The organism is Vibrio sp. 1457, assembly GCF_033340195.1.
Taxonomy (GTDB): Bacteria; Pseudomonadota; Gammaproteobacteria; order Enterobacterales; family Vibrionaceae; genus Vibrio; species Vibrio alginolyticus.
Genome location: NZ_JAWOWA010000017.1, coordinates 21,280 through 40,677 on the forward strand (window position 1 = coordinate 21,280; position 19,398 = coordinate 40,677).

Genomic DNA, 19,398 nt, shown 5'->3' on the forward strand with positions numbered 1-19,398 from the left:
GCATTGAAAATAAAAAAACCTCCGGCTTTCCGGAGGTTTTTTCTATTCGGTCATGTCATCTTCCCACTCGAATCGAGTGTCTAGGGCATAAGGGTCATCATCAAAAGGATGTTCCACTTTGCCACGTAAGTATTCGAGTTGATGCTCAAGCATATTGACCGTTTCGTAGTCTCCCTCAGAACAAGCAACGTAAATCTGTTGTTCAAGAGCGGCAATGTTATCTCGGATACCCATGAGAACCCCCTTAAATCATCATCGATTCTCAAAACGATTATAGTCAAGTAATCCAAATTCGATCGGTTGTTTTGTACGGTACCAATTGTGTAAACGATCGCTAAATGACCAGAATTTTTCTGAGCTTCTACGAATCGCAAAATTATCCAATAACTTAACGTAATCGGACTCGTTTTGGATGGCACTAAATTGATCGACAAAATCTTTTACTTGGTTTTCGTTGATCGAGAAAAATGCCGCAGGGTAGCTTCCCACAACGCCGCGTACAATGGTCATATCATCGTTAGCAAAGTCACGGTTACTTTCTTCATCAAACAAGCTAGAGATGTTTGTGTGTGCATTGTTGTGAAGTAAGGTGAACAGTTCATCTTCCCCTGATTGACTTCTCACCATAAGCATAGTGATTTGCGGAACGGTTTTTAGGCCTTCACCACGAACGTGGTCAATACGTTTTAGTTGCTTTTCACTACTCGCAGAAAGAGCCGTGTCTTGAATTTCGTAGCGAGGCAGAAGCACATCTGAAACATGTTCGCTCAACAACTCCACCAACTCTGTTTTTGGATCGTCACTCTTATACTGAACGCTGGTTGGTTGGTTAAACGGCTTCACATTTCGTTGTAAAAAGTCACTCAACTGCGGGCTTTGATCTTTATACCAGCTAGATTGAAGTTCATGGCGCATATCGGCGGGTAACAACGAGATAAAGTTACTTTCGCCTTCTAGACGCAAGAAGTCCATAAACATTCGTGTCATGAGCTGGTGGCCGAAGTTACCGTAAACGTCAAACCCAGCAACAAGCAAATAGTGGATACGCTCTAGTAACGCGTAGTCAAGAATCCACACTGTTTTAGGCTGCTCACCAACTAACCCTTGAACAACAGAAGCACTATCAAAATGGCGGAATATCGTTAATGCCGCATTATGGTTGGTGCCATTACCGTCCCAAATTACATCGGTGGATAGGTTTTCACCTTCTTTAAACCAGTTATTAGTGAACTCAGATTTAGCCTCTAGGTAGCGAGCTTGCTGGCGCGCGTACTTGACCCAGTTGGTAACAGGTAGCGTGTTACTTTCTTGTTCTGCCGGTAGTTTTAGGTTATCAGCCTGAGATCGGTAAAACTCATTTACTTCTGGGATGTCTGCTTTATCTGGATCAAGGAAAAACACCCAAAAGCGATCATTGATAACATTCAATGCCAGTTGGCCACGACAAACTGGGCCTTTGATGTATGCCATTATTGTATTTTGTGCATTATCTAGCATGAACTTAAAGCGCGATTTCACTGGAAGGTCGATGAATGATGTCATCGGGTTTGCAGCAACTTCTGGTGCATAACTCGGGAGCTGGCTAACCGTGTAATCAGCATCAATAAACCAAGTTTTCCAGTTCTCTATGCGTTGCTTGTTTAACGCGAATGGCATGTGAGTTTTATCTACTATGGTCCCTTGCTCTGGAATAATTCGATAAAACACACGTTCAACCCCTGGATCATCGTACGGGCGACGCGTTGAAATACGTTTGACGGGCTGTCCTGGTGGTGTAGCAGAGCGGACGAGCGTGAAGAATCGGGGATCTTCATCGAGTTCTGAAAAGTAGATATGAGATAAAAACAAATGCTCATATATATACCTAGCCATCAGCTGATTTTTCAAATCAGAGTGGTTAAGTAATGTTTCGTACTTATCTATTTGCGCTTGCTCATTCTCACTAACAGGTTGGTGAACGTTCATTATTGCGCCGTTTTCCAACCAAGTCATGAGTGTGTGGTATTCACTGTTTGATAGATTTGGCATACCAAAAGGCATGCCCCAGGTTGGGTTATCCTTCTCGTATTGCTCGTATTCTTCAATCGTCGGACAGGTTTGCTCTCGGTCTATCGAAAAGTCAAAGCCTTCTAACTGGACTTGGTCAGGCAATGGGTGGCGCTCTTTTTGTTGTAGCAAACGTGCGATAAGGCCTGCATCAATGTTGGCTGCCATGCTTTGATCACGTTCGTTGAGAACCGGATGAAAACCCGCATCGCGCCACTCTTGGGTTGTTTCTGCATCTTCGAATAAGCGTGTTGGTGCTGCGGCTGTGAGTCTTGTTCCTTCATATACCAGTGCTTTACTCGCACCACGGTCAATGCCCTCAACAGAAGAGAGCTTAAGTTGACATGGTGCATCGTAGCACGCGTGGCAGACGACACAGCGGTTATCCATAATGGGTTTAACTTCGCTTTGGAAGAAGTTTGCTTGAGGGGTTTCCACGTCAACTGTGCGTTCACGCACGAGCTGTGGACCAAACAGTTGGTCATAGTTAAGACCAGCATAGGTTGCACAGCCGGCAAACAAAGTAGCAATGCAAAGTGTAAAAATTAAGCGCAAATTCATTGAGTTATTTTACGTGATTCGAATTTGCATTAATTAAAGCAAAATAAGCGGTCAATTACCAAAAGTTGGGCCAATTAGCGTTAATTTTTCTGTTGATTGTCTGAGCGCTTGAAAATGTAACCCTGGCGGTGGACTGTCTGAATTCTGTCTGTTGGAACGCCTTCGTGAACTAGACGCTTTCTCATTCTGCTCATGTGCATATCGAGTGCTCGATCATGTTCAGTAAATTCACGTTTTAGTACTGTTTCGTAAAGAAAATGCTTACTAAGTACTTGATCTTGATGGTGAGTGAGAGTTTGCAGCAGCTTAAATTGAATGCTTGTTAACTGAACAGATTTCTTGTTTGGCAAGTAATTGAGTACCACAGAGTGAGTGCGCTTATCTAGTAATAGCTCCTCATCATTATGGTGAACGCCGTTGTGTTGGCATTGGTAAGTTTTTCCATTTGAAACCTTGGAGTCAAGCACGCGGGCACCTTAATTATTAATGGTAGTAAAACGTATTATCATTAATATTTATATAAAAGCAATCAGGTACTTTATGGGCACTGTGATATGCGTAGACAATCTTAATATTTGAGATTAACAGTAGTGATGAATGGTGCGATGGCGCTCTGAACTAAAGTGCTATTGGAGTGCGTATTAGCTACAAATAACGGTGTAATGTTAGGCGAAGATAGAAAGAATTCTCATTTAGTAAATTCGCTTATCCGCTATTTGTGAACTATACATTCTGTTGCAGGAAGCACTTTTCTAATACACACAGAGGTTTATATGACAGCGAAATATGGCGTTAAACGCCGATTAGCGATTCTTGCCGCCGCTTTAATCGGTGCGACAAGTAGCAGTATCGCAGCAGAGAAACCAAATATTCTCGTCATTTGGGGTGATGATATTGGCCAGTCCAATCTCAGTGCTTACACGTTTGGCTTGATGGGGTACAAAACACCAAATATAGACAGTATCGCCAAAGAAGGCATGATGTTCACTGACTATTACGGTGAGCAATCTTGTACAGCGGGCCGTTCTACTTTCATTACGGGCCAAACCGTTCTTAGAACAGGTTTGAGTAAAGTGGGGCTTCCAGGTGCTGATCTTGGCTTGAAGGAAGAGGACGCAACCATTGCCGAAATGCTGAAGCCGATGGGCTATATGACAGGGCAATTTGGTAAAAACCACTTAGGTGATAAAGATGAGCACCTTCCTACTAATCACGGCTTCGATGAATTTTTTGGCAACCTTTATCACTTGAACGCCGAGGAGGAGCCAGAAAACGTCGATTATCCTAAAGATCCTGAGTTTCGTAAAAAGTTCGGTCCGCGCGGCGTTATCCGTTCGTACGCTGATGGCAAAATTGAGGATACAGGACCTCTAACTCGCAAGCGCATGGAAACCGTGGATGAAGAGACGTTAGATGCGGCACTCGACTTTATGGATCGTGCAGTCAAGGCTGAAAAACCTTTCTTTGTCTGGTGGAACGCAACTCGTATGCACTTCCGTACTCATGTGAAAGAAGAGAACTCTGGAAAAACAGGTATCAGCGAGTATGCAGATGGTATGGTCGAGCATGATAACCATGTAGGTCAGCTACTGAAAAAAGTGGATGATTTGGGTATTAAAGACAACACAATCGTCTTTTACTCCACCGATAATGGCCCACACATGAACTCGTGGCCAGATGCAGGTACAACGCCATTCCGTGGAGAGAAAAATACCAACTGGGAAGGTGCGTACCGAGTTCCTGCGATGGTACGTTGGCCGGGTAAAATTAAAGCTGGCTCTGTTTCGAATGATATCATGCATCACATGGACTGGATGCCAACGTTTGTTGCTGCCGCGGGTGATGACAATATCAAAGAGAAATTGCTCAAAGGTTATAGTGCGAATGGTAAGAAATTCAAAGTTCACCTAGACGGCTATAACTTCCTACCATATTTGACTGGTAAAGAGGATAAGGCCCCACGAGAAGAAATTTTTTACTTCTCAGATGATGGAGACTTAACTGCACTTCGCTATAACAAATGGAAGCTGGTCTTTATGGAGCAACGAGCAAAAGGCACGTTGCGTATTTGGGCTGAACCATTCACCACACTTCGTGTTCCTAAGATCTTCAACTTGCGTATGGATCCTTACGAAGTGGCTGATATCACTTCTAACACTTACTACGATTGGATGCTAGACCGTGCTTACATGCTTGTTCCTGCGCAAGCTTACGTAGGCAGATTCCTTGAAACGTTTAAAGAGTTCCCACCAAGGCAAAAAGCAGCAAGCTTCTCGCTCGATCAAGTGATGGAGAAACTAAAAGAGAACCCAAATAAGTAGGAAAAGCTAAGTGAAGTATCACATATAGAAAGAGGCTCATTAACGTGAGCCTCTTTTTTATCTGTAAAATTCTATCTATTAAGGTTTGTAGAAAGCTTGATGACGAAAACGCCTAACGCTTCAATTGACAAGAGTTATAAACAAATTGGTTCGTAGTGGGCTGCCGTTAAGTTGGCTTTGATTTTTTCACGTAGAGCGATGTGGGCTGGGTTGTTTACCTCTCGCTTATGGTAAACGAACTTGTAAGGGATAGAGCGTATCGAAATGGGGCAGGGCAAAATTTGAAGTTTGAGCGCTTTGCTCCACTTGTTTGCAAAAGATTGAGACACGATCCCTAAACTGTCTCTTTGGGCGACATACAGCGCCATGCCCGCTAGCGAAGATGTGATCAAGTCGACTTTTCTTTCTTGAATTGTTTCCTTTGCTAGTTGCTCGAACCCCGACATGTTGTTCCATTTTCCTGAGAATAAACAGTGAGTTTCCTCATAAAATTGCTCTTTTGTGAGCGTGCCGTGTACACGGGGATGGTTCTCACTACAGATAACCACGGCTTCTTCCTCATAAGCATCTTCAATAATAAACGCTGCATCTTTCGTGATCACCGTATCGATTACTAGATCGACTTTTTGTTGTCTTAACAGCTCAAATAATAAGAACTTTTCGGGTGGTGATTCATAAAAAATAGTGTTCTTTATCGGGTCCATAATGTGCAATAAAATTTCGGAACAACACACTTCAAAATGATTCTTATCGGATATCGCATTATCAATGATATTAACCGCTTGCTGGAATTGCGGTAGCAGTTGATAAGCGGTGGATGTTAGTGCAATACCTCGCCCTTTTTTGACAAATAATTGCTTATCGACCACTTGTTCTAAACGCTTTATTGCAGCGCTCACAGCGGGTTGTGTAAGCCCCAATTGTTCCGCGGCTTTCGTATAAGATTGGAACTCCGCGACAACAAGAAAAGTTTGGATCAAATTCAAGTCCATAACGTTACTCATAAATTTAATTTATAGGTTAACTAATTCTGACTGCATTTATCGCCTGAAATTAGTGCTTTATCTTATATCAACAATGGTATTGAAAAGCGAATACCATTTTTACGCACTAGCGAACTCTTGGAGATAATATGAAAAATGCGACCAAAACGAGCAGTAAAAAACTCGTACTTAACGCATGTACGTTAGCATTAGGCGCTGCATCTGCAGTTGCACACGCAGCGGACAAACCCAACATTCTTGTCATCTTTGGTGATGATGTTGGTTACTGGAACCTTAGTACCTACAACCAAGGCATGATGGCGTACAACACGCCGAACATCGATAGCATTGCTAAAGAAGGTGCGAAGTTCACTAACTTCTACGCACAGCAAAGTTCGACAGCAGGCCGTTCTGCATTCATTACTGGTCAAATGCCAAAACGTACTGGTCTATCAAAAGTGGGCTTACCAGGCGCTCCGCAAGGTATCTCGGAAAAAGATCCAACGATTGCAACCGTGCTTAAGCAAATGGGTTATGCAACCGGACAATTTGGTAAGAACCATTTAGGCGACCGAGACGAACACCTTCCTACCAACCACGGTTTTGATGAGTTTTTCGGCAACCTATATCACTTGAACGCGGAAGAAGAGCCAGAGAACGTGGATTATCCTAAAGATCCAGAGTTCAAGAAGAAATTTGGCCCTCGTGGCGTAATCCACTCTTACGCTGACGGCAAAATTGAAGATACCGGTCCACTTACGCGTAAGCGTATGGAAAATGTTGACGGTGAATTCCTTGATGCTGCGGAAACCTTCATAGAAAAACAAGTAAAAGCGGATAAGCCGTTCTTTACTTGGTTTAACACCACTCGCATGCACAACTTCACGCATGTTCCTGAAGAATACAAAGGTAAAACAGGTGCTGGTTTCTACGCGGATGGTGTTAAGCAGCACGATGATCAAATCGGTCAGCTACTTAATAAGATCAAAGAGTTGGGTGTGGATGACAATACAATCATTGTTTACACCACTGACAACGGTCCTATGGTTGATTTGTGGCCTGATGCAGGGATGACACCATTCCGCTCTGAGAAAAACACTGGCTGGGAAGGCAGTTTCCGTGTGCCGATGTTGATTAAATGGCCAGGAAACATCGAAGCAGGTAAAACGTTCAACGGCATGATGTCATTAGAGGACTTCTTCCCGACATTGGTTGCTGCAGCGGGTGACACCAAAGTTAAAGATGAATTACTAAAAGGCAAGAAAGTTGGTGATATGGACTATAAAGTTCACCTAGATGGTTATAACCAACTGCCATATCTAACGGGTAAATCAGACAAATCTGCTCGTAATGAGTTCGTTTACTGGAGCGATGACGGCGATCTTGTGGCATTACGCCAAGGAAAGTACAAGTTCCACTTTATGATTCAAGAGAATGAAACGGGCATGGATGTATGGCGCAAGCCGTTTACTAAACTTCGTGTTCCATTGATCTTCGACTTGAGTATCGACCCATTCGAACGTGGTGACCAAGGTATGGGTTACTCTCGTTGGATGTACGAGCGTTCATTCCTAATGATGCCAGCGGTAGAGAAAGTGAAAGAGGTAATGGGTACGTTTAAAGAGTTCCCACCTCGCATGGAAGCAGGTTCATTCGTACCTAAGTCTTCTAAGTAATAAAGAACATCGATAATCCATAGCGCTTTTCGGAGCGCTATATACCCAAATAGCTTCACTCTTGTGGTACAAAGCTCACGAGGTTATTTGGGTATATTTAATAGTGAGAAACGTATGAGTAAGATTTCCCCTCGCCATTCTACTACCATGCCTATTGTTCCTCTTAAAACGGCGTCTAAATCACCGGTTCCGGAGGCGTATGACCGTCGATTCCATGTGATGGCAAAGCCGGGCGGAGCAAAATGCAACATCGATTGTCAGTACTGCTTTTATCTGCATAAAGAAAATCTACTGCACCAAGAAAAGCAGCCAAAAATGGACGACGCAACATTGGAAGCGTTCGTGAAAAGCTACATCGAAAGTCAGGATGGCGAAGAAATTGTTTTCTCATGGCAGGGTGGGGAGCCAACGCTGCTTGGGCTGGACTATTTCCGTAATGTCGTAGCTCTGCAAAAGAAACATCAGCCGAAAGGCGTTCGCATTGAAAACGACCTTCAGACCAACGGCATTTTGCTAAACGATGAGTGGTGTGCGTTTTTAAAAGAACACAACTTCCTAGTTGGCTTGTCGATTGATGGGCCACGAGAGCTGCACGACAAATATCGCAAAACCCGCAGCGGTAAGCCGACGTTTGATCTGGTGATGAAAGCGGTAGATAAGCTCCAAGCGCATGGCGTGAAATTCAACGCGTTGGTCACGGTGAATCGTCACAACGCGAAATACCCGCTCGAAGTATATCGATTTTTAACCCAAGAATTGGGTGTGACTTATATTCAGTTTGCGCCGGTGGTAGAAGCCAACAACTTCCAAACAACCGCGCCGCAGTTTTGGAACGAACAGATGATCCCAACCAAAGGCAGTGATCTGGCTAAACCGGGGCATCCAATGTCGATTGTAACGGATTGGTCAGTCGATCCTGAAGACTGGGGACGCTTTTTAATGGCGACCTTTGAAGAGTGGGTGAATAACGATCTTGGCCGTGTGCTGGTTAATCTGTTTGAAACCGCGGTGGCGCAAGTAATGGGGAAACCGTCTCAGCTTTGCGTGACGGCGGAGTTTTGTGGCAAAGGGTTGGCGATTGAGCACAATGGCGACGTGTTCAGTTGCGACCACTATGTGTATCCAGAATACAAACTCGCCAACATTCATGAACACTCACTGAATGAAATGGCCTTCTCTACAAGACAATATACTTTTGGCATGGCAAAACGCGATTCATTGCCGACGTATTGTAAGCAATGCCCTTACTTGCCTTATTGTTGGGGTGAGTGCCCAAAAAACCGTTTGATCAAAACGCCGAATGGTGAGAGTGGTCTAAACTATTTGTGTTCGGGAATCAAAATGTTCTTTGATTATGCGTTACCGATGTTGGTTGGTCTTGCACAACTTCTCCAATCTCAAGAACCGCAAAGATAACATAGTGAATATAACCTTAAGTTATTTCATTTGTTCTTATACTTAACTATCGAAAAGACGGCTTAAACCATTGAAAAGGTATCCTATGAACCACGCACAACAAGCGATAAAAGAACTCATCGAACAAACAGAAAAAAGCGTCATTGGACAAAGCCATGTGGTTCGAGCTTTAGTCATCGGGTTATTAACAAATGGGCATATTCTGCTAGAAGGTTTACCGGGAACGGCAAAAACACGTTCCGTAAAATCGTTGGCGAACTTGTTAAACACCAGTTTTGGTCGAATCCAGTTTACGCCGGATCTTTTACCATCTGACGTGACGGGTACTGAGGTTTATCAAGAGCTGGATGGTAAGCCGCAACTCCACTTTCAACCTGGGCCCATTTTTAACAGCATTGTACTTGCTGATGAGGTCAACCGTGCACCTGCCAAAGTACAAGCGGCACTGCTTGAAGCCATGGCCGAAGGCACAATCACAGTAGGCGATAAAACTCACGTATTGCCAGACTTATTTATGGTGCTTGCAACGCAAAACCCAGTAGAGCAAGAGGGCACGTACCCACTGCCAGAAGCGCAAATGGACCGCTTTATCATGAAGGTTACCGTCGATTATCCAGAAGATGACGCAGAACGTGACATCATTCGTTTGGTGCGCAGTGAAGAATTGGGTGCGGAAACCAGCAGCGAAATTATTACGCCAAAACACATCGAGCCAGACGTGGTGCTAGAAGCGCGTCGTCAGTTACCAAACATCGTGGTATCAGACCTAGTGGAAAACTACATCGTTGCGTTAGTGATGGCGACTCGTAAGCCAGAGCGTTATGCCGATTCAAACTTAGCAAAATGGATTGAGATTGGCTCTAGTCCTCGTGCTTCTATCGCACTCGACAAATGCGCTCGTGCGTATGCGTGGATGCAAGGACGTGACCACGTTACTCCTGACGATGTGCGTGCCATGGTTCCGTCTGTATTGGGCCACCGTTTTTCTTTGACCTACGATGCACTGGCAGATGGGGTCGATCATCAACGAGTCGTACAAGAGCTGCTAGACTGTGTAGAAATTGGGTAAGTGGGAGGCATTATGGCTAAGCCAACTCTTGCGCCAAAATCACAGGGGATGGATCCCCGTTTGTACTGCGATTATGCTCGTTTAGTACGTCTGCAAGCACAAGCAGAATCATTCAGTTTACTTCCTCATCTAAAAGCGGGTAGCGTACTCTCTGGCCGACACAATTCGTTGTTTCGCGGTCGTGGATTGAACTTCGAAGAGCTGCGCCATTACCAATTGGGTGACGATATTCGTAACCTTGATTGGAAAGTTACGATGCGTACAGGTAAGCCGCACGTGCGCAGCTATACAGAAGAAAAAGATCGCAACGTAATCGTGTGTGTCGACCAGAGAAGCACAATGTTTTTTGCTTCGACGCAAGTAATGAAATCAGTTGTCGCGGCAGAGATCGCAGCGATGTGTGGGTGGCGAGTATTAAAAGATGGCGACCGAGTCGGTTTTGTCATCGCATCCCCGCAGGCATTGTTTCACAGCAAGGCACAGCGTTCGCAAAACGATCTTCTGGCGCAACTTAAACGTCTCGCTAAAGCCAATCAATCGCTCAATGTGGACTCCTGCAATTCCGAAAAAGTAACGTTCAGTCAATGGATTGAGCTTATTAAACGCATGAAGCTCAAGCAATCCACTTTGATTTTTATCAGCGACTGGAGCGACTGCGAGGAGCACCATCTTGATCACCTTAAACAGCTACAACAGCACAACGATGTTCTTGCAGTGATGGTCAGTGACCCATTAGAACAAGCGCTACCAGACGATTTGGCAAAATCGAAATGGGTGGTTGGTGACGGGCAGTATCAACTCAATTTAGACAGCAAAGCAAAGGTAGAAGCTGCGAGCGCAAAGCTTGAGGCTCGAACTAGCTTACAGCGTCAATCACTCTCTCAACTTATGGCGATGAAACACCTTCCGCACATCGAACTCGATACGACAGGTGAGCACATTAAACAATTCCAAAAACTGGTAGGAGGGCGTTAAATGAGTGATCTTCCTACGCCTCCAAGTACCTACATACTCAGAGAGCTGCATGATGTGGCCGTACCATCTAGCGTGAGTTGGTACCCGCAAACTATTGGCTGGAAAATTTTAGCGGCGGTTGCGTTCATTGCATTGGTATATTTCGCATATCGCTTGGCTCGGCAATGGTGGCATAATCGTTACCGAAAAGAAGCTCTACTGGCGATTTCGCAAATCAACCCGAGCGACAAAGACATGCCAAAAGTATTGTTCTCTGTGCTTAAAATAGTGCTGATTCATATTGATAGCCGCAACGCGAAATTGTTTGATACCGCCTTTCTGCGCAAGCTCGATGCGCTGTATCCGCAAACCAGAGACTCTCAAGCAAACTCGCAAATGGTTTTTAACGATGAGCTTTCAAAGTGTTGGCTACAAAGTATTGTTGACCCAAGCGTTACGCTAACCAACGAAGAGCGAGTAACGCTTATTGCTCGTGCGAAAAACTGGGTGAGTGAACAGCGTGGTGATGCTCAAAAAAGCGCGGCAAATAAATCACCACGATTGAAACGCAAAGCACATCAGGGAGGTCAACATGAATGATCTTCTTGCATCGATAACTGGTTTGTCTGGTTTTGAATTTGCTCACCCAATGTGGTTTCTGGTTTTGCCCTTGCCGTTGGTGGTGTACTACTTGGTGCCTGCATATCGCACTAAGCAAATGGCGATCAAAGTGCCGTTTTTTAGTCAGCTGGTGGAAGCGATTGGCGAGACGCCATCAGAAGGTGCAAGCCAGTTGACCCCGAGTTGGTGGCAACGAGCAACGTTAATTCTTTCATGGCTTTTGGTGGTGTGTGCGATGGCAAAACCCACCGTGTTAGGCGAGCCTCAAGTTCGCGAGAGTTTAGGCCGCGATGTGATGGTGGTGGTGGATCTTTCGGGCTCCATGGCCGAGCCAGATTTCACCTCACGTACAGGCGAAAAAATTTCTCGTCTTGATGCGGCAAAAGAAGTGCTGTCGGAGTTTGTTCAGTCTCGTAAAGGTGACCGATTAGGCTTGGTGCTTTTTGGTGATGCTGCTTTCGTGCAAACGCCATTTACCGCAGACCAAAAAGTGTGGCTCGAACTGCTTAACCAAACCGATGTGGCAATGGCAGGGCAGAGTACCCATCTTGGTGATGCGATTGGCTTAGCGATTAAAGTTTTTGAGCAAAGCGATAAGTCGCGTAGTGCTTTAGAACAAGACCAAAACCGTGAAAAAGTCGCGATTGTATTAACCGATGGTAACGACACGGGCAGTTTTGTTGAACCGATTGATGCGGCGAAAGTTGCGAAAGCCAAAGGCGTGAGAGTACACGTCATTGCGATGGGCGATCCGGAAACGATAGGTGAAACCGCGTTGGATATGGACACGATTCATCGCATTGCGAAAGAATCCGGCGGTGAAGCGTTTGAAGCACTCAACCGTGATGAACTATCGGCTGCCTACGACGAAATTGGCAAACTGGAACCTCAACTTTACGAAAGCACCACATACCGCCCAAAACAAAGCCTTCACCATTACTTGATGGCGTTAGTGGTCATCATGCATTTGCTCGCGTTCAGCGTCGCAACACTTAAAAGAAGGGCTGTTACACGATCATCATTAGGAGAGAGCGATGTTTGATTCTCTTAGTTGGACGCAATTCTTTACGCAGTTTCATTTTATTCGACCACTGTGGTTACTGGCTTTGATCCCCATGTTTTTCTTGGTGTGGTTACGCTGGCGAGAAGAAAGCGAGCCAAGCTGGAAGGATATTCTGCCCGAACATTTACGCAATGCTTTGACGATAGGTGAGCGAGGCTGGCGTAAGCAACTGCCGCTTAAGCTCTTGATGCTAATTGTGTTCATCGCCATTGTGATTTGTGCAGGCCCAACGTGGCAACGAGAACCTTCTCCCTTTGGCGAAGATAAAGCCTCTATGCTTGTGGTGCTTGATAACAGCGACTCGATGCTGCAAAAAGATCTCCCACCAAGCCGCCTTGAGCGTTCCAAACAGAAAGTACGCGATTTGCTAGCCGTGCGAAAAGGCGGAAAAACGGGTTTAGTCGTGTTCGCGGGCAGTGCTCATGTCGCAATGCCTATAACTCAAGACAGCAAAGTATTTGACCCATTTTTGGCGGCCATTACGCCAGAAATTATGCCCGTGCAAGGTAAGCTTGCCGAAAAAGCCTTGCCGTTAATTGATCAACAATTGCAAGGTCAACCAGGCTCCACCGTTCTGTTGGTGAGTGATGGCGTTAATCCAGCCACGATTGAGCAATACCAAGCGTATTTCTCGGGCAAACCTTATCAACTGTTAATTCTTGCGGCAGGGAATGCTGACATTGTGAGTAACAACCCAATGGATTTGGATTCTCTACAAAAACTGGCTAGTCAGACTAACGGTCGATTGGTGGAAGTGACTGTCGATAATAGTGATATCGAGCAACTGAACCGATACGTTGAGCGCAATATGCAGCTTAATGGCGAATCTTCAATGCCTTGGAAAGACATGGGTTATCAACTTCTGTTTCCAATCGCGTTGATCATGATGCTGTGGTTTAGAAAAGGGTGGTTAGTGCAGTGGTGCGTGATTGTAATGATGAGCGGTACACTGTTGATGCCGACCAGTGCAATGGCGGAGAACATTTCTGTTAAAGCCGAGCAGCCACAAGTTGTGCAAAAAGTGACGACCTTCGACAAGGTGGAGCAATGGTGGTGGGATTTGTGGCTGACGCCAGACCAACAAGGACAGCGTTTGTTCAACCAACAAGCGTATTTAGAAGCTGCAAAACACTTTGTCGATCCATTACGCAAAGGCACGGCGTACTACTACGCTAGCGAGTTTGAGCTCGCGCACAGCGCGTTTTTGGAAATGCAAAACGACCCGTCCGAAGAGGTTCGAGATTACGGTCTTTATAATGCGGCGAGTGCATTGGCGCGTCAGCGTGAATATTTGGCTGCACGTGACTTGTTAAAATCCCTAGCCAACAAGCCAACGTTGAGCGAGAGGCTAAGACCGGATGTTGAGCATAACTTGAAAGTGATTGGTGGTATTGTAGAGGACATCAACCGGATGAGTGAGAGTCAGGCAGGAACGGAGCAAGAAGCATCAACCGAGCTAGGCGATAACCCTCAAACCGCAGAAGGGGCGGATGAAAAAACGTCAGCGGAGTTGATGATTAAAGAAACGTTAAGTGCAGACGACATCTTAGGTAGCCAAGAATTAGCCGACAAATGGTTAAAGCGAGTCGAAGCGGATCCTAAATACTTCTTAAATGCGAAGTTTCAGATTCAATTGCGTTCAATAGAAACCGGAGAATCAACCTCTACTGCGAACGAAAATACAGAGGAGGCGGTGCAATGATGAAAAGCCACCGTTTTACGCACTTTGCTTTACCCTTGTGGTTAGTTATCTGTTTCGGCTTCCTCCTGAGCAGTAGTGTGTTGGCTCAAGATATTCGTGACGTTCAACGAAAGCATGGAGTTGAGTTACAAGCGTGGGTTGGTAAACAACCAATGGCTGGAGAGAAGAGGAAAACACCAAGTTTTAGCGTCAATGAGCAAGTTATTTTAACCATCGAAGTGGCAACGCCGCGTTGGTTTACGGGTGGTACGAGAATTGGCAATATTGAAATACCCAATGTTATCGCCAAACAGCGTAATCAACTAGCAACCAACTTTACTGAGCAAAAAGAGGGGCAAACTTGGTCGCGTCAACGCTGGGAAGTGACTTTGTATCCTCAAGCTTCTGGTGATTTTGTGATTCCACCTGTCGCAGTGGGCGTTCAGGTGTCTGCGCCGGACGGCGAGAAGGTGTCAGGCACACTTTACACGCAGCCGATTAAGTTCAAAACCGTCTTGCCATCGGGCCTGCTGAGTGGTGAGACACCTTGGTTTTCTGCAACAGATGTAGAGGTAAAGCAAGAGTGGGATACCTCCACTGAGTCACTCAAAGTTGGGGATGCAATCACGCGTAAAATCACCATTTCGGCTCAAGATTCACTATCTGTATTGCTACCAGACTTGTTGAAAGGAGAATCAACAACCCGTTATCAAGCGTATCCTCAACCCCACCGTTTGACAGATACGCAAACACGTGGTGATTACCAGTCAACACGCACAGAAGAGAGCGTGTACGTGATTCAACAAGGTGGTGAATTAACCCTGCCGGATTATGAGTTCCGTTGGTGGAACAGTAAGACTCAGCAAGTGGAAACGGTGATGTTAGAGGGCAAAACTTTTGCCGCGAAGCACACGTTGAAGTCCTTCATCAGAACGTACTTTGCATGGATTGTTTCCACGCTTGTGTTGCTGGGTTTTGTGATTATTTCATTGGTAGCCATTAAACGTTACTACCGCAACAGACCGACACCAGCATGGCTGACGTTCCACCGTTTGTTAAAGGCTAAACGTTGGTCTGAAGCAAGGACCATATTGTACAAACAATTGCGTTTAAATACGGCCGAGCTAGAAATGACCAAAGCCGATACGAGTGAATCGTGGCAAAAAAGTGCGTCGCGAATGCAAAATGGTGAAAATAGCGCTCATTTACTGAAGTCGATGTGGCGCAAAATCCAGACCAAACAAAAACGCTTTAAATTCCGTATTCCGCGAGCGTTACCAGAACTGGACAAAGTCATTGGAAGAGATGGCAATGAATAAAACGGGGCGCTAATATAGCGCCTCGTTTTTATTAGAGAATAGAGTTCAAATGAGCCAAGAGTTTATGCGCCGCGCATTGGAAGTGTCCAAAAATGCGCTTCCTGAATGTCAACCCAACCCGCCGGTTGGCTGCGTGTTAGTGAAAGACAATCAAATCGTTTCTGAAGGTCATACTCAAGCGATTGGTGGCAATCACGCGGAAGTGGAAGCGCTGAATGCGTATCAAGGCTCGTTAGAATCGGTGACGGCATACGTTACGCTGGAACCGTGTTCGTTTGTTGGTCGCACGCCAGCTTGCGCGGTGACATTAGTCAAATCCGGCATAAGCAAAGTCGTCGTAGCCATATTGGACCCCGACCCACGCAACAGTGGTCGAGGTATCGAGATTCTAAAACAAGCAGGTATAGAGGTAGAAACTGGTTTATGCGGCGAGGAAGTCAGCGAGTTTCTTACCCCTTACCTAGGCAAAGCCTAAGTCAAGCTTTACGTTGCACTATGGTGCCAGTTTATGTGGTGAATGAAGTGCGTCAAAATTGAGTTAAAACTCATTAAAACAAGCGATACCGCCCATTTATTGCACTTGGCTACGTGAAGGATCATGCTGTTAGATTAAAATAGAGAAAGTGACTTTTGAAAAATTTAATAGCATGAAACCGACCGACCTTAATCTTATTCCCATTTTCACTGCCATCTATGAAGAGCGTAACTTGTCTCGGGCGGCGGCGCGTTTAAACATCACCCAGCCTGCGGTGAGTAAAGCGCTAGCAAGGCTACGTGATATCTACGATGATCCATTGTTTCATCGTTGCGTTAAAGGTGTCGAGCCTACCTCGTTTGCGATGGATATTTATCCTGCTCTTCTAGCTTCAGTACAAAATTTCACTTCGACATTATCGGCCTCTAGTGAGTTTGACCCTAAAGTGTCGAATAGAGTGTTTTCTATTGCCTGTGTGTCCGTTGCAAGTTTTGAGTTGCTACCTCAAGTCATGAAACAAATCCGTGTGTCGGCGCCAAATGTTGCATTAGAAGTACATCCGCTTTTTACGGAAGATTTTGAAAGTGATCTGCGGTTACAACGATACGATTTGATCATTGATATCACACCAAGAGCAAGAACGGTGCTAAAACTGGAAACTGTACTTACGGAGCGTTTGGTGGTGGTATGTAGCGAAACGCATCCACGCCTGAATGACGAGATTACGGCTGAACAATTTTTTGAAGAAGAACACGTAGTGGTTTCGCAGTGGCAGAGTCGTAAGAGCTTGTTAAACGCCGATGACATTGTCGACTTGGATAAGAGAAAGATTAAGTATCGAGCCTCAGGCGTATTAGAAATGCTCCCAATTATTTGTGGTAGTGAATACATTGGTTTAATGCCAGAGTCGATGATCAACTTGTTCAATAACACCTATCATGTTAAATCTTTATCAATGCCATTTGATGAACAAATGTATGAGCTTTGTACAATCTGGCATCCTAGTCGCACAAACGACAGCGCCCATCAGTGGTTGCGTTCACAGATTAAGCAAGCAGGAAAAGTCATCAACCAATAGGAAGTGCAATGAAAAAGACAATACGTGCCATCCTTAACGGAAAAAAAGCTGGGAATCCAGAGTTAAGAGATGCAATCATGAAAATGAGAGACAAAGGCATCGACGTGCAGGTGCGTGTGACGTGGGAATCTCAAGACATGCCGCGGCTAGTGAAAGAAGCGGTTGATGAAGGCATTGAACGTATTGTTGTCGCTGGTGGCGATGGGACCGTCAATGAGGCGGCTTCTGCGGTTATTCAAATTGACGAAGAAAAACGCCCTGAGTTAGCCATTATTCCCCTTGGTACCGCCAATGACTTTGCTACCGCTATTCAAGTACCTAATTCCATTAAGGCGTCTTTATCTCTTGCTGTTGAGGGGCAGTCCGCTTTGGTCGATTGCGTCAAAGCGAACGATCGCTGCTTTATTAACGTGGCAACAGCAGGGTTTGGCGCAGAAGTTACAGCAGAAACGCCTGTTGAACTCAAAAACTTTCTTGGCGGCGGAGCTTACACGCTAACTGGTGTTGTAAAAGCACTTGGCTTTAAACCATATGACGGAACAATAACGATTGAAGGTGGTGCGTATCAGGGAGAAATGTTGCTCGGTGCGTTTTGTAATGGGCGCCTTGCTGGAGGTGGGCAAGAGTTAGCTCCAAAAGCGATGATTAATGATGGGCTGATGGATCTAACATTGGTGCGCCCATTTTTACCTCATGAGCTGCCTAAAGTAATCGACGAGATCAATAACCCGAGTGAGAAAGGAGAGTTTGTGAAGTACACAAGAGCAAGCTGGTTGGAGATAGACTTCCCGAATCCATTACCTCTTAATTTAGATGGAGAACCTTATCATTCGAGAACCATTAGATTTGATGTTCAGCCTAAGAGTATACGATTAGTCGTACCGCAAGATTGTCCTTGCTTGACTAGCTAAACGAGCGTTTTCCATGATTATTGCGTAACACAGCCACTAAAATGTGGCTGTGTTATTTGTGTTGAGGTATCAGTCAGCTTCTTAACGTTTTTGAATTGTCTCAACGTCTATCTGCGTAGTTGTCCAATCTGCGTCAACCTCTCCTCGAATCATTACGGTATCTTTTGGTGTCACTTCTTGACCCATCCAATCTTCGTTGTCGATCTCTACTTCGATCTCACCAGTGTTGTCTTTGAACAAGTAAGTCTCGTTACCAAATGATTGAACAATATGCCCGGTTAGCACTACAGCGCTGTCGTCGGTTGCGTTGCGCGCCTCTTTCACCGTATTGATTGCACTGACTTCTGGACCATTAAACGCGGCGAAAGCCGAGCTTGAAAGTAGGGCAAGCATGGATGTTAACAATACTCTTTTCATTGTCATCTCCTTATATTAGAAGTAATAAGCTGTGCCTACGTTAAAGGATGCAGTGTTTGCGTAGCTGTCTAGTTGGTATTTAGCGTTTGCGCCAATGGTGAGCTTTGGCAACACTTGGTATTCCGCGCCCACAGAGAACATTGCGCCTAACTCGTTGCTTTTCTTCGAGCTATGGAAAAGCGTGTTGCTTATTTCCACATCGTCATTCGCGACAAGCTCATATTCTTGATGTTGAGCAACCTTGGCGTCGTATTGCGTGTAAGTTAAACCCGCTTTGAATTTTGTTGTCCATTTATCACTTAATGCATAGCTAAACACTGGTGCTAGCGAGACTTGTTTGGCTGTGATAGAGGAATCCCAATCCATTTCATGATGGTAATCTTTGCCATCAATTGTCTTGATACCAAGGTTCTTAGAACGGCCGTCATCAAGGTCAAACTGGCTGTAACCTAGCTCAATTGCCCAATTGTCATTAAACGAGTAACCGATAAATCCTAAGAAAATACCATCCTCAAGTTCTGGGTTAAGTGTTACATTTTCAGATGAAAAGTGAGGTTCCAAGTCATGGTCAGTGGTGCCTAGTCCATATTCCAGACCTACATAAGGAGCCGCAGATACCGAAACTGAGCAGGTAACGAGTAACGCAAGAATGGTTTTGTTCATTTTTATTTGCCTCTTCAAATCAACTTAATGAGTAGAAGCGCATTGTGTGTGATGAAGCGTGAAGTGATCGTGAAGAAACAAAAATATTTCAGAAAAAGAGCAAGGTGCGGTAAAAAAGAAATTGTTTTAATGAATATGCGCCAA

General features: G+C 45.1%; 18 protein-coding genes. 12 read left to right on the forward strand and 6 right to left on the reverse strand.

The window, feature by feature from the left end; genetic code table 11:
* Positions 1 to 42: 42 nt before the first annotated feature.
* The 3 genes from R7Z41_RS16880 to R7Z41_RS16890 form a co-directional block, all read right to left on the reverse strand.
* Positions 43 to 234, reverse strand: a complete 192-nt coding sequence (locus tag R7Z41_RS16880) for a hypothetical protein (RefSeq protein WP_005376565.1) — start codon at positions 232 to 234, stop codon at positions 43 to 45.
* Positions 235 to 252: 18 nt separating this feature from the next.
* Positions 253 to 2,607: a fatty acid cis/trans isomerase gene (locus R7Z41_RS16885; protein ID WP_065275237.1), complete on the reverse strand. Its 2,355-nt coding sequence runs from the start codon at positions 2,605 to 2,607 to the stop codon at positions 253 to 255.
* 80 nt (positions 2,608 to 2,687) lie between these two features.
* Positions 2,688 to 3,074: a winged helix-turn-helix domain-containing protein gene (locus R7Z41_RS16890; protein ID WP_017635365.1), complete on the reverse strand. Its 387-nt coding sequence runs from the start codon at positions 3,072 to 3,074 to the stop codon at positions 2,688 to 2,690.
* A 306-nt stretch (positions 3,075 to 3,380) separates the two neighbouring features.
* Between R7Z41_RS16890 and R7Z41_RS16895 the strand changes: the two genes are divergently transcribed.
* Complete coding sequence (locus R7Z41_RS16895; RefSeq protein ID WP_005376560.1) at positions 3,381 to 4,928, forward strand: arylsulfatase; 1,548 nt, start codon at positions 3,381 to 3,383, stop codon at positions 4,926 to 4,928.
* A 134-nt stretch (positions 4,929 to 5,062) separates the two neighbouring features.
* Here the strand turns inward: R7Z41_RS16895 and R7Z41_RS16900 are convergent, their stop codons facing one another.
* Complete coding sequence (locus R7Z41_RS16900; protein WP_017635364.1) at positions 5,063 to 5,920, reverse strand: LysR family transcriptional regulator; 858 nt, start codon at positions 5,918 to 5,920, stop codon at positions 5,063 to 5,065.
* Positions 5,921 to 6,060: 140 nt separating this feature from the next.
* Between R7Z41_RS16900 and R7Z41_RS16905 the strand changes: the two genes are divergently transcribed.
* From R7Z41_RS16905 to yegS, 11 genes are all read left to right on the forward strand, one after another.
* Positions 6,061 to 7,587: an arylsulfatase gene (locus R7Z41_RS16905; RefSeq protein WP_047008268.1), complete on the forward strand. Its 1,527-nt coding sequence runs from the start codon at positions 6,061 to 6,063 to the stop codon at positions 7,585 to 7,587.
* Positions 7,588 to 7,701: 114 nt separating this feature from the next.
* On the forward strand, positions 7,702 to 9,003 hold the full coding sequence (locus R7Z41_RS16910; protein ID WP_065275239.1) for an anaerobic sulfatase maturase: 1,302 nt from the start codon (positions 7,702 to 7,704) through the stop codon (positions 9,001 to 9,003).
* An 85-nt stretch (positions 9,004 to 9,088) separates the two neighbouring features.
* A complete protein-coding gene (locus R7Z41_RS16915; protein ID WP_005376549.1) occupies positions 9,089 to 10,072 on the forward strand; it encodes an AAA family ATPase in 984 nt (327 codons plus the stop codon).
* A gap of 12 nt (positions 10,073 to 10,084) precedes the next feature.
* On the forward strand, positions 10,085 to 11,047 hold the full coding sequence (locus tag R7Z41_RS16920) for a DUF58 domain-containing protein (protein ID WP_017821549.1): 963 nt from the start codon (positions 10,085 to 10,087) through the stop codon (positions 11,045 to 11,047).
* The gene (locus R7Z41_RS16925; RefSeq protein WP_318136385.1) at positions 11,048 to 11,626 is read left to right on the forward strand and encodes a DUF4381 domain-containing protein; all 579 of its coding nucleotides are present in this window, start codon (positions 11,048 to 11,050) and stop codon (positions 11,624 to 11,626) included.
* Entirely contained in the window at positions 11,619 to 12,689 is a 1,071-nt protein-coding gene (locus R7Z41_RS16930; RefSeq protein ID WP_033906482.1) for a vWA domain-containing protein, read from the forward strand. Before R7Z41_RS16925 ends, R7Z41_RS16930 begins: the two co-directional genes overlap by 8 nt.
* The gene (locus R7Z41_RS16935) at positions 12,682 to 14,412 is read left to right on the forward strand and encodes a vWA domain-containing protein (protein WP_318136386.1); all 1,731 of its coding nucleotides are present in this window, start codon (positions 12,682 to 12,684) and stop codon (positions 14,410 to 14,412) included. The genes R7Z41_RS16930 and R7Z41_RS16935 overlap by 8 nt, the downstream gene beginning before the upstream one ends.
* Positions 14,409 to 15,710 carry a BatD family protein gene (locus R7Z41_RS16940; RefSeq protein WP_318136387.1) on the forward strand — a complete coding sequence of 434 codons (1,302 nt, stop codon included), beginning with the start codon at positions 14,409 to 14,411 and terminating at the stop codon, positions 15,708 to 15,710. The genes R7Z41_RS16935 and R7Z41_RS16940 overlap by 4 nt, the downstream gene beginning before the upstream one ends.
* Before the next feature lie 49 nt (positions 15,711 to 15,759).
* Positions 15,760 to 16,185: a bifunctional diaminohydroxyphosphoribosylaminopyrimidine deaminase/5-amino-6-(5-phosphoribosylamino)uracil reductase RibD gene (locus R7Z41_RS16945; protein ID WP_005376542.1), complete on the forward strand. Its 426-nt coding sequence runs from the start codon at positions 15,760 to 15,762 to the stop codon at positions 16,183 to 16,185.
* 172 nt (positions 16,186 to 16,357) lie between these two features.
* Positions 16,358 to 17,263 (forward strand): LysR family transcriptional regulator, encoded by a 906-nt coding sequence (locus tag R7Z41_RS16950; protein ID WP_053349403.1) that lies wholly within the window; start codon positions 16,358 to 16,360, stop codon positions 17,261 to 17,263.
* Positions 17,264 to 17,271: 8 nt separating this feature from the next.
* A complete protein-coding gene (yegS, locus tag R7Z41_RS16955) occupies positions 17,272 to 18,174 on the forward strand; it encodes a lipid kinase YegS (protein ID WP_206969611.1) in 903 nt (300 codons plus the stop codon).
* An 81-nt stretch (positions 18,175 to 18,255) separates the two neighbouring features.
* On the opposite strand, the gene R7Z41_RS16960 is transcribed toward yegS, so the two are convergent.
* Positions 18,256 to 18,591, reverse strand: coding sequence for a YgiW/YdeI family stress tolerance OB fold protein (locus R7Z41_RS16960; RefSeq protein ID WP_130546257.1), 336 nt, complete (start codon positions 18,589 to 18,591; stop codon positions 18,256 to 18,258).
* A 15-nt stretch (positions 18,592 to 18,606) separates the two neighbouring features.
* Complete coding sequence (locus R7Z41_RS16965) at positions 18,607 to 19,254, reverse strand: AcfA family outer membrane beta-barrel protein (protein ID WP_206969609.1); 648 nt, start codon at positions 19,252 to 19,254, stop codon at positions 18,607 to 18,609.
* Between the last annotated feature and the right edge of the window lie 144 nt (positions 19,255 to 19,398).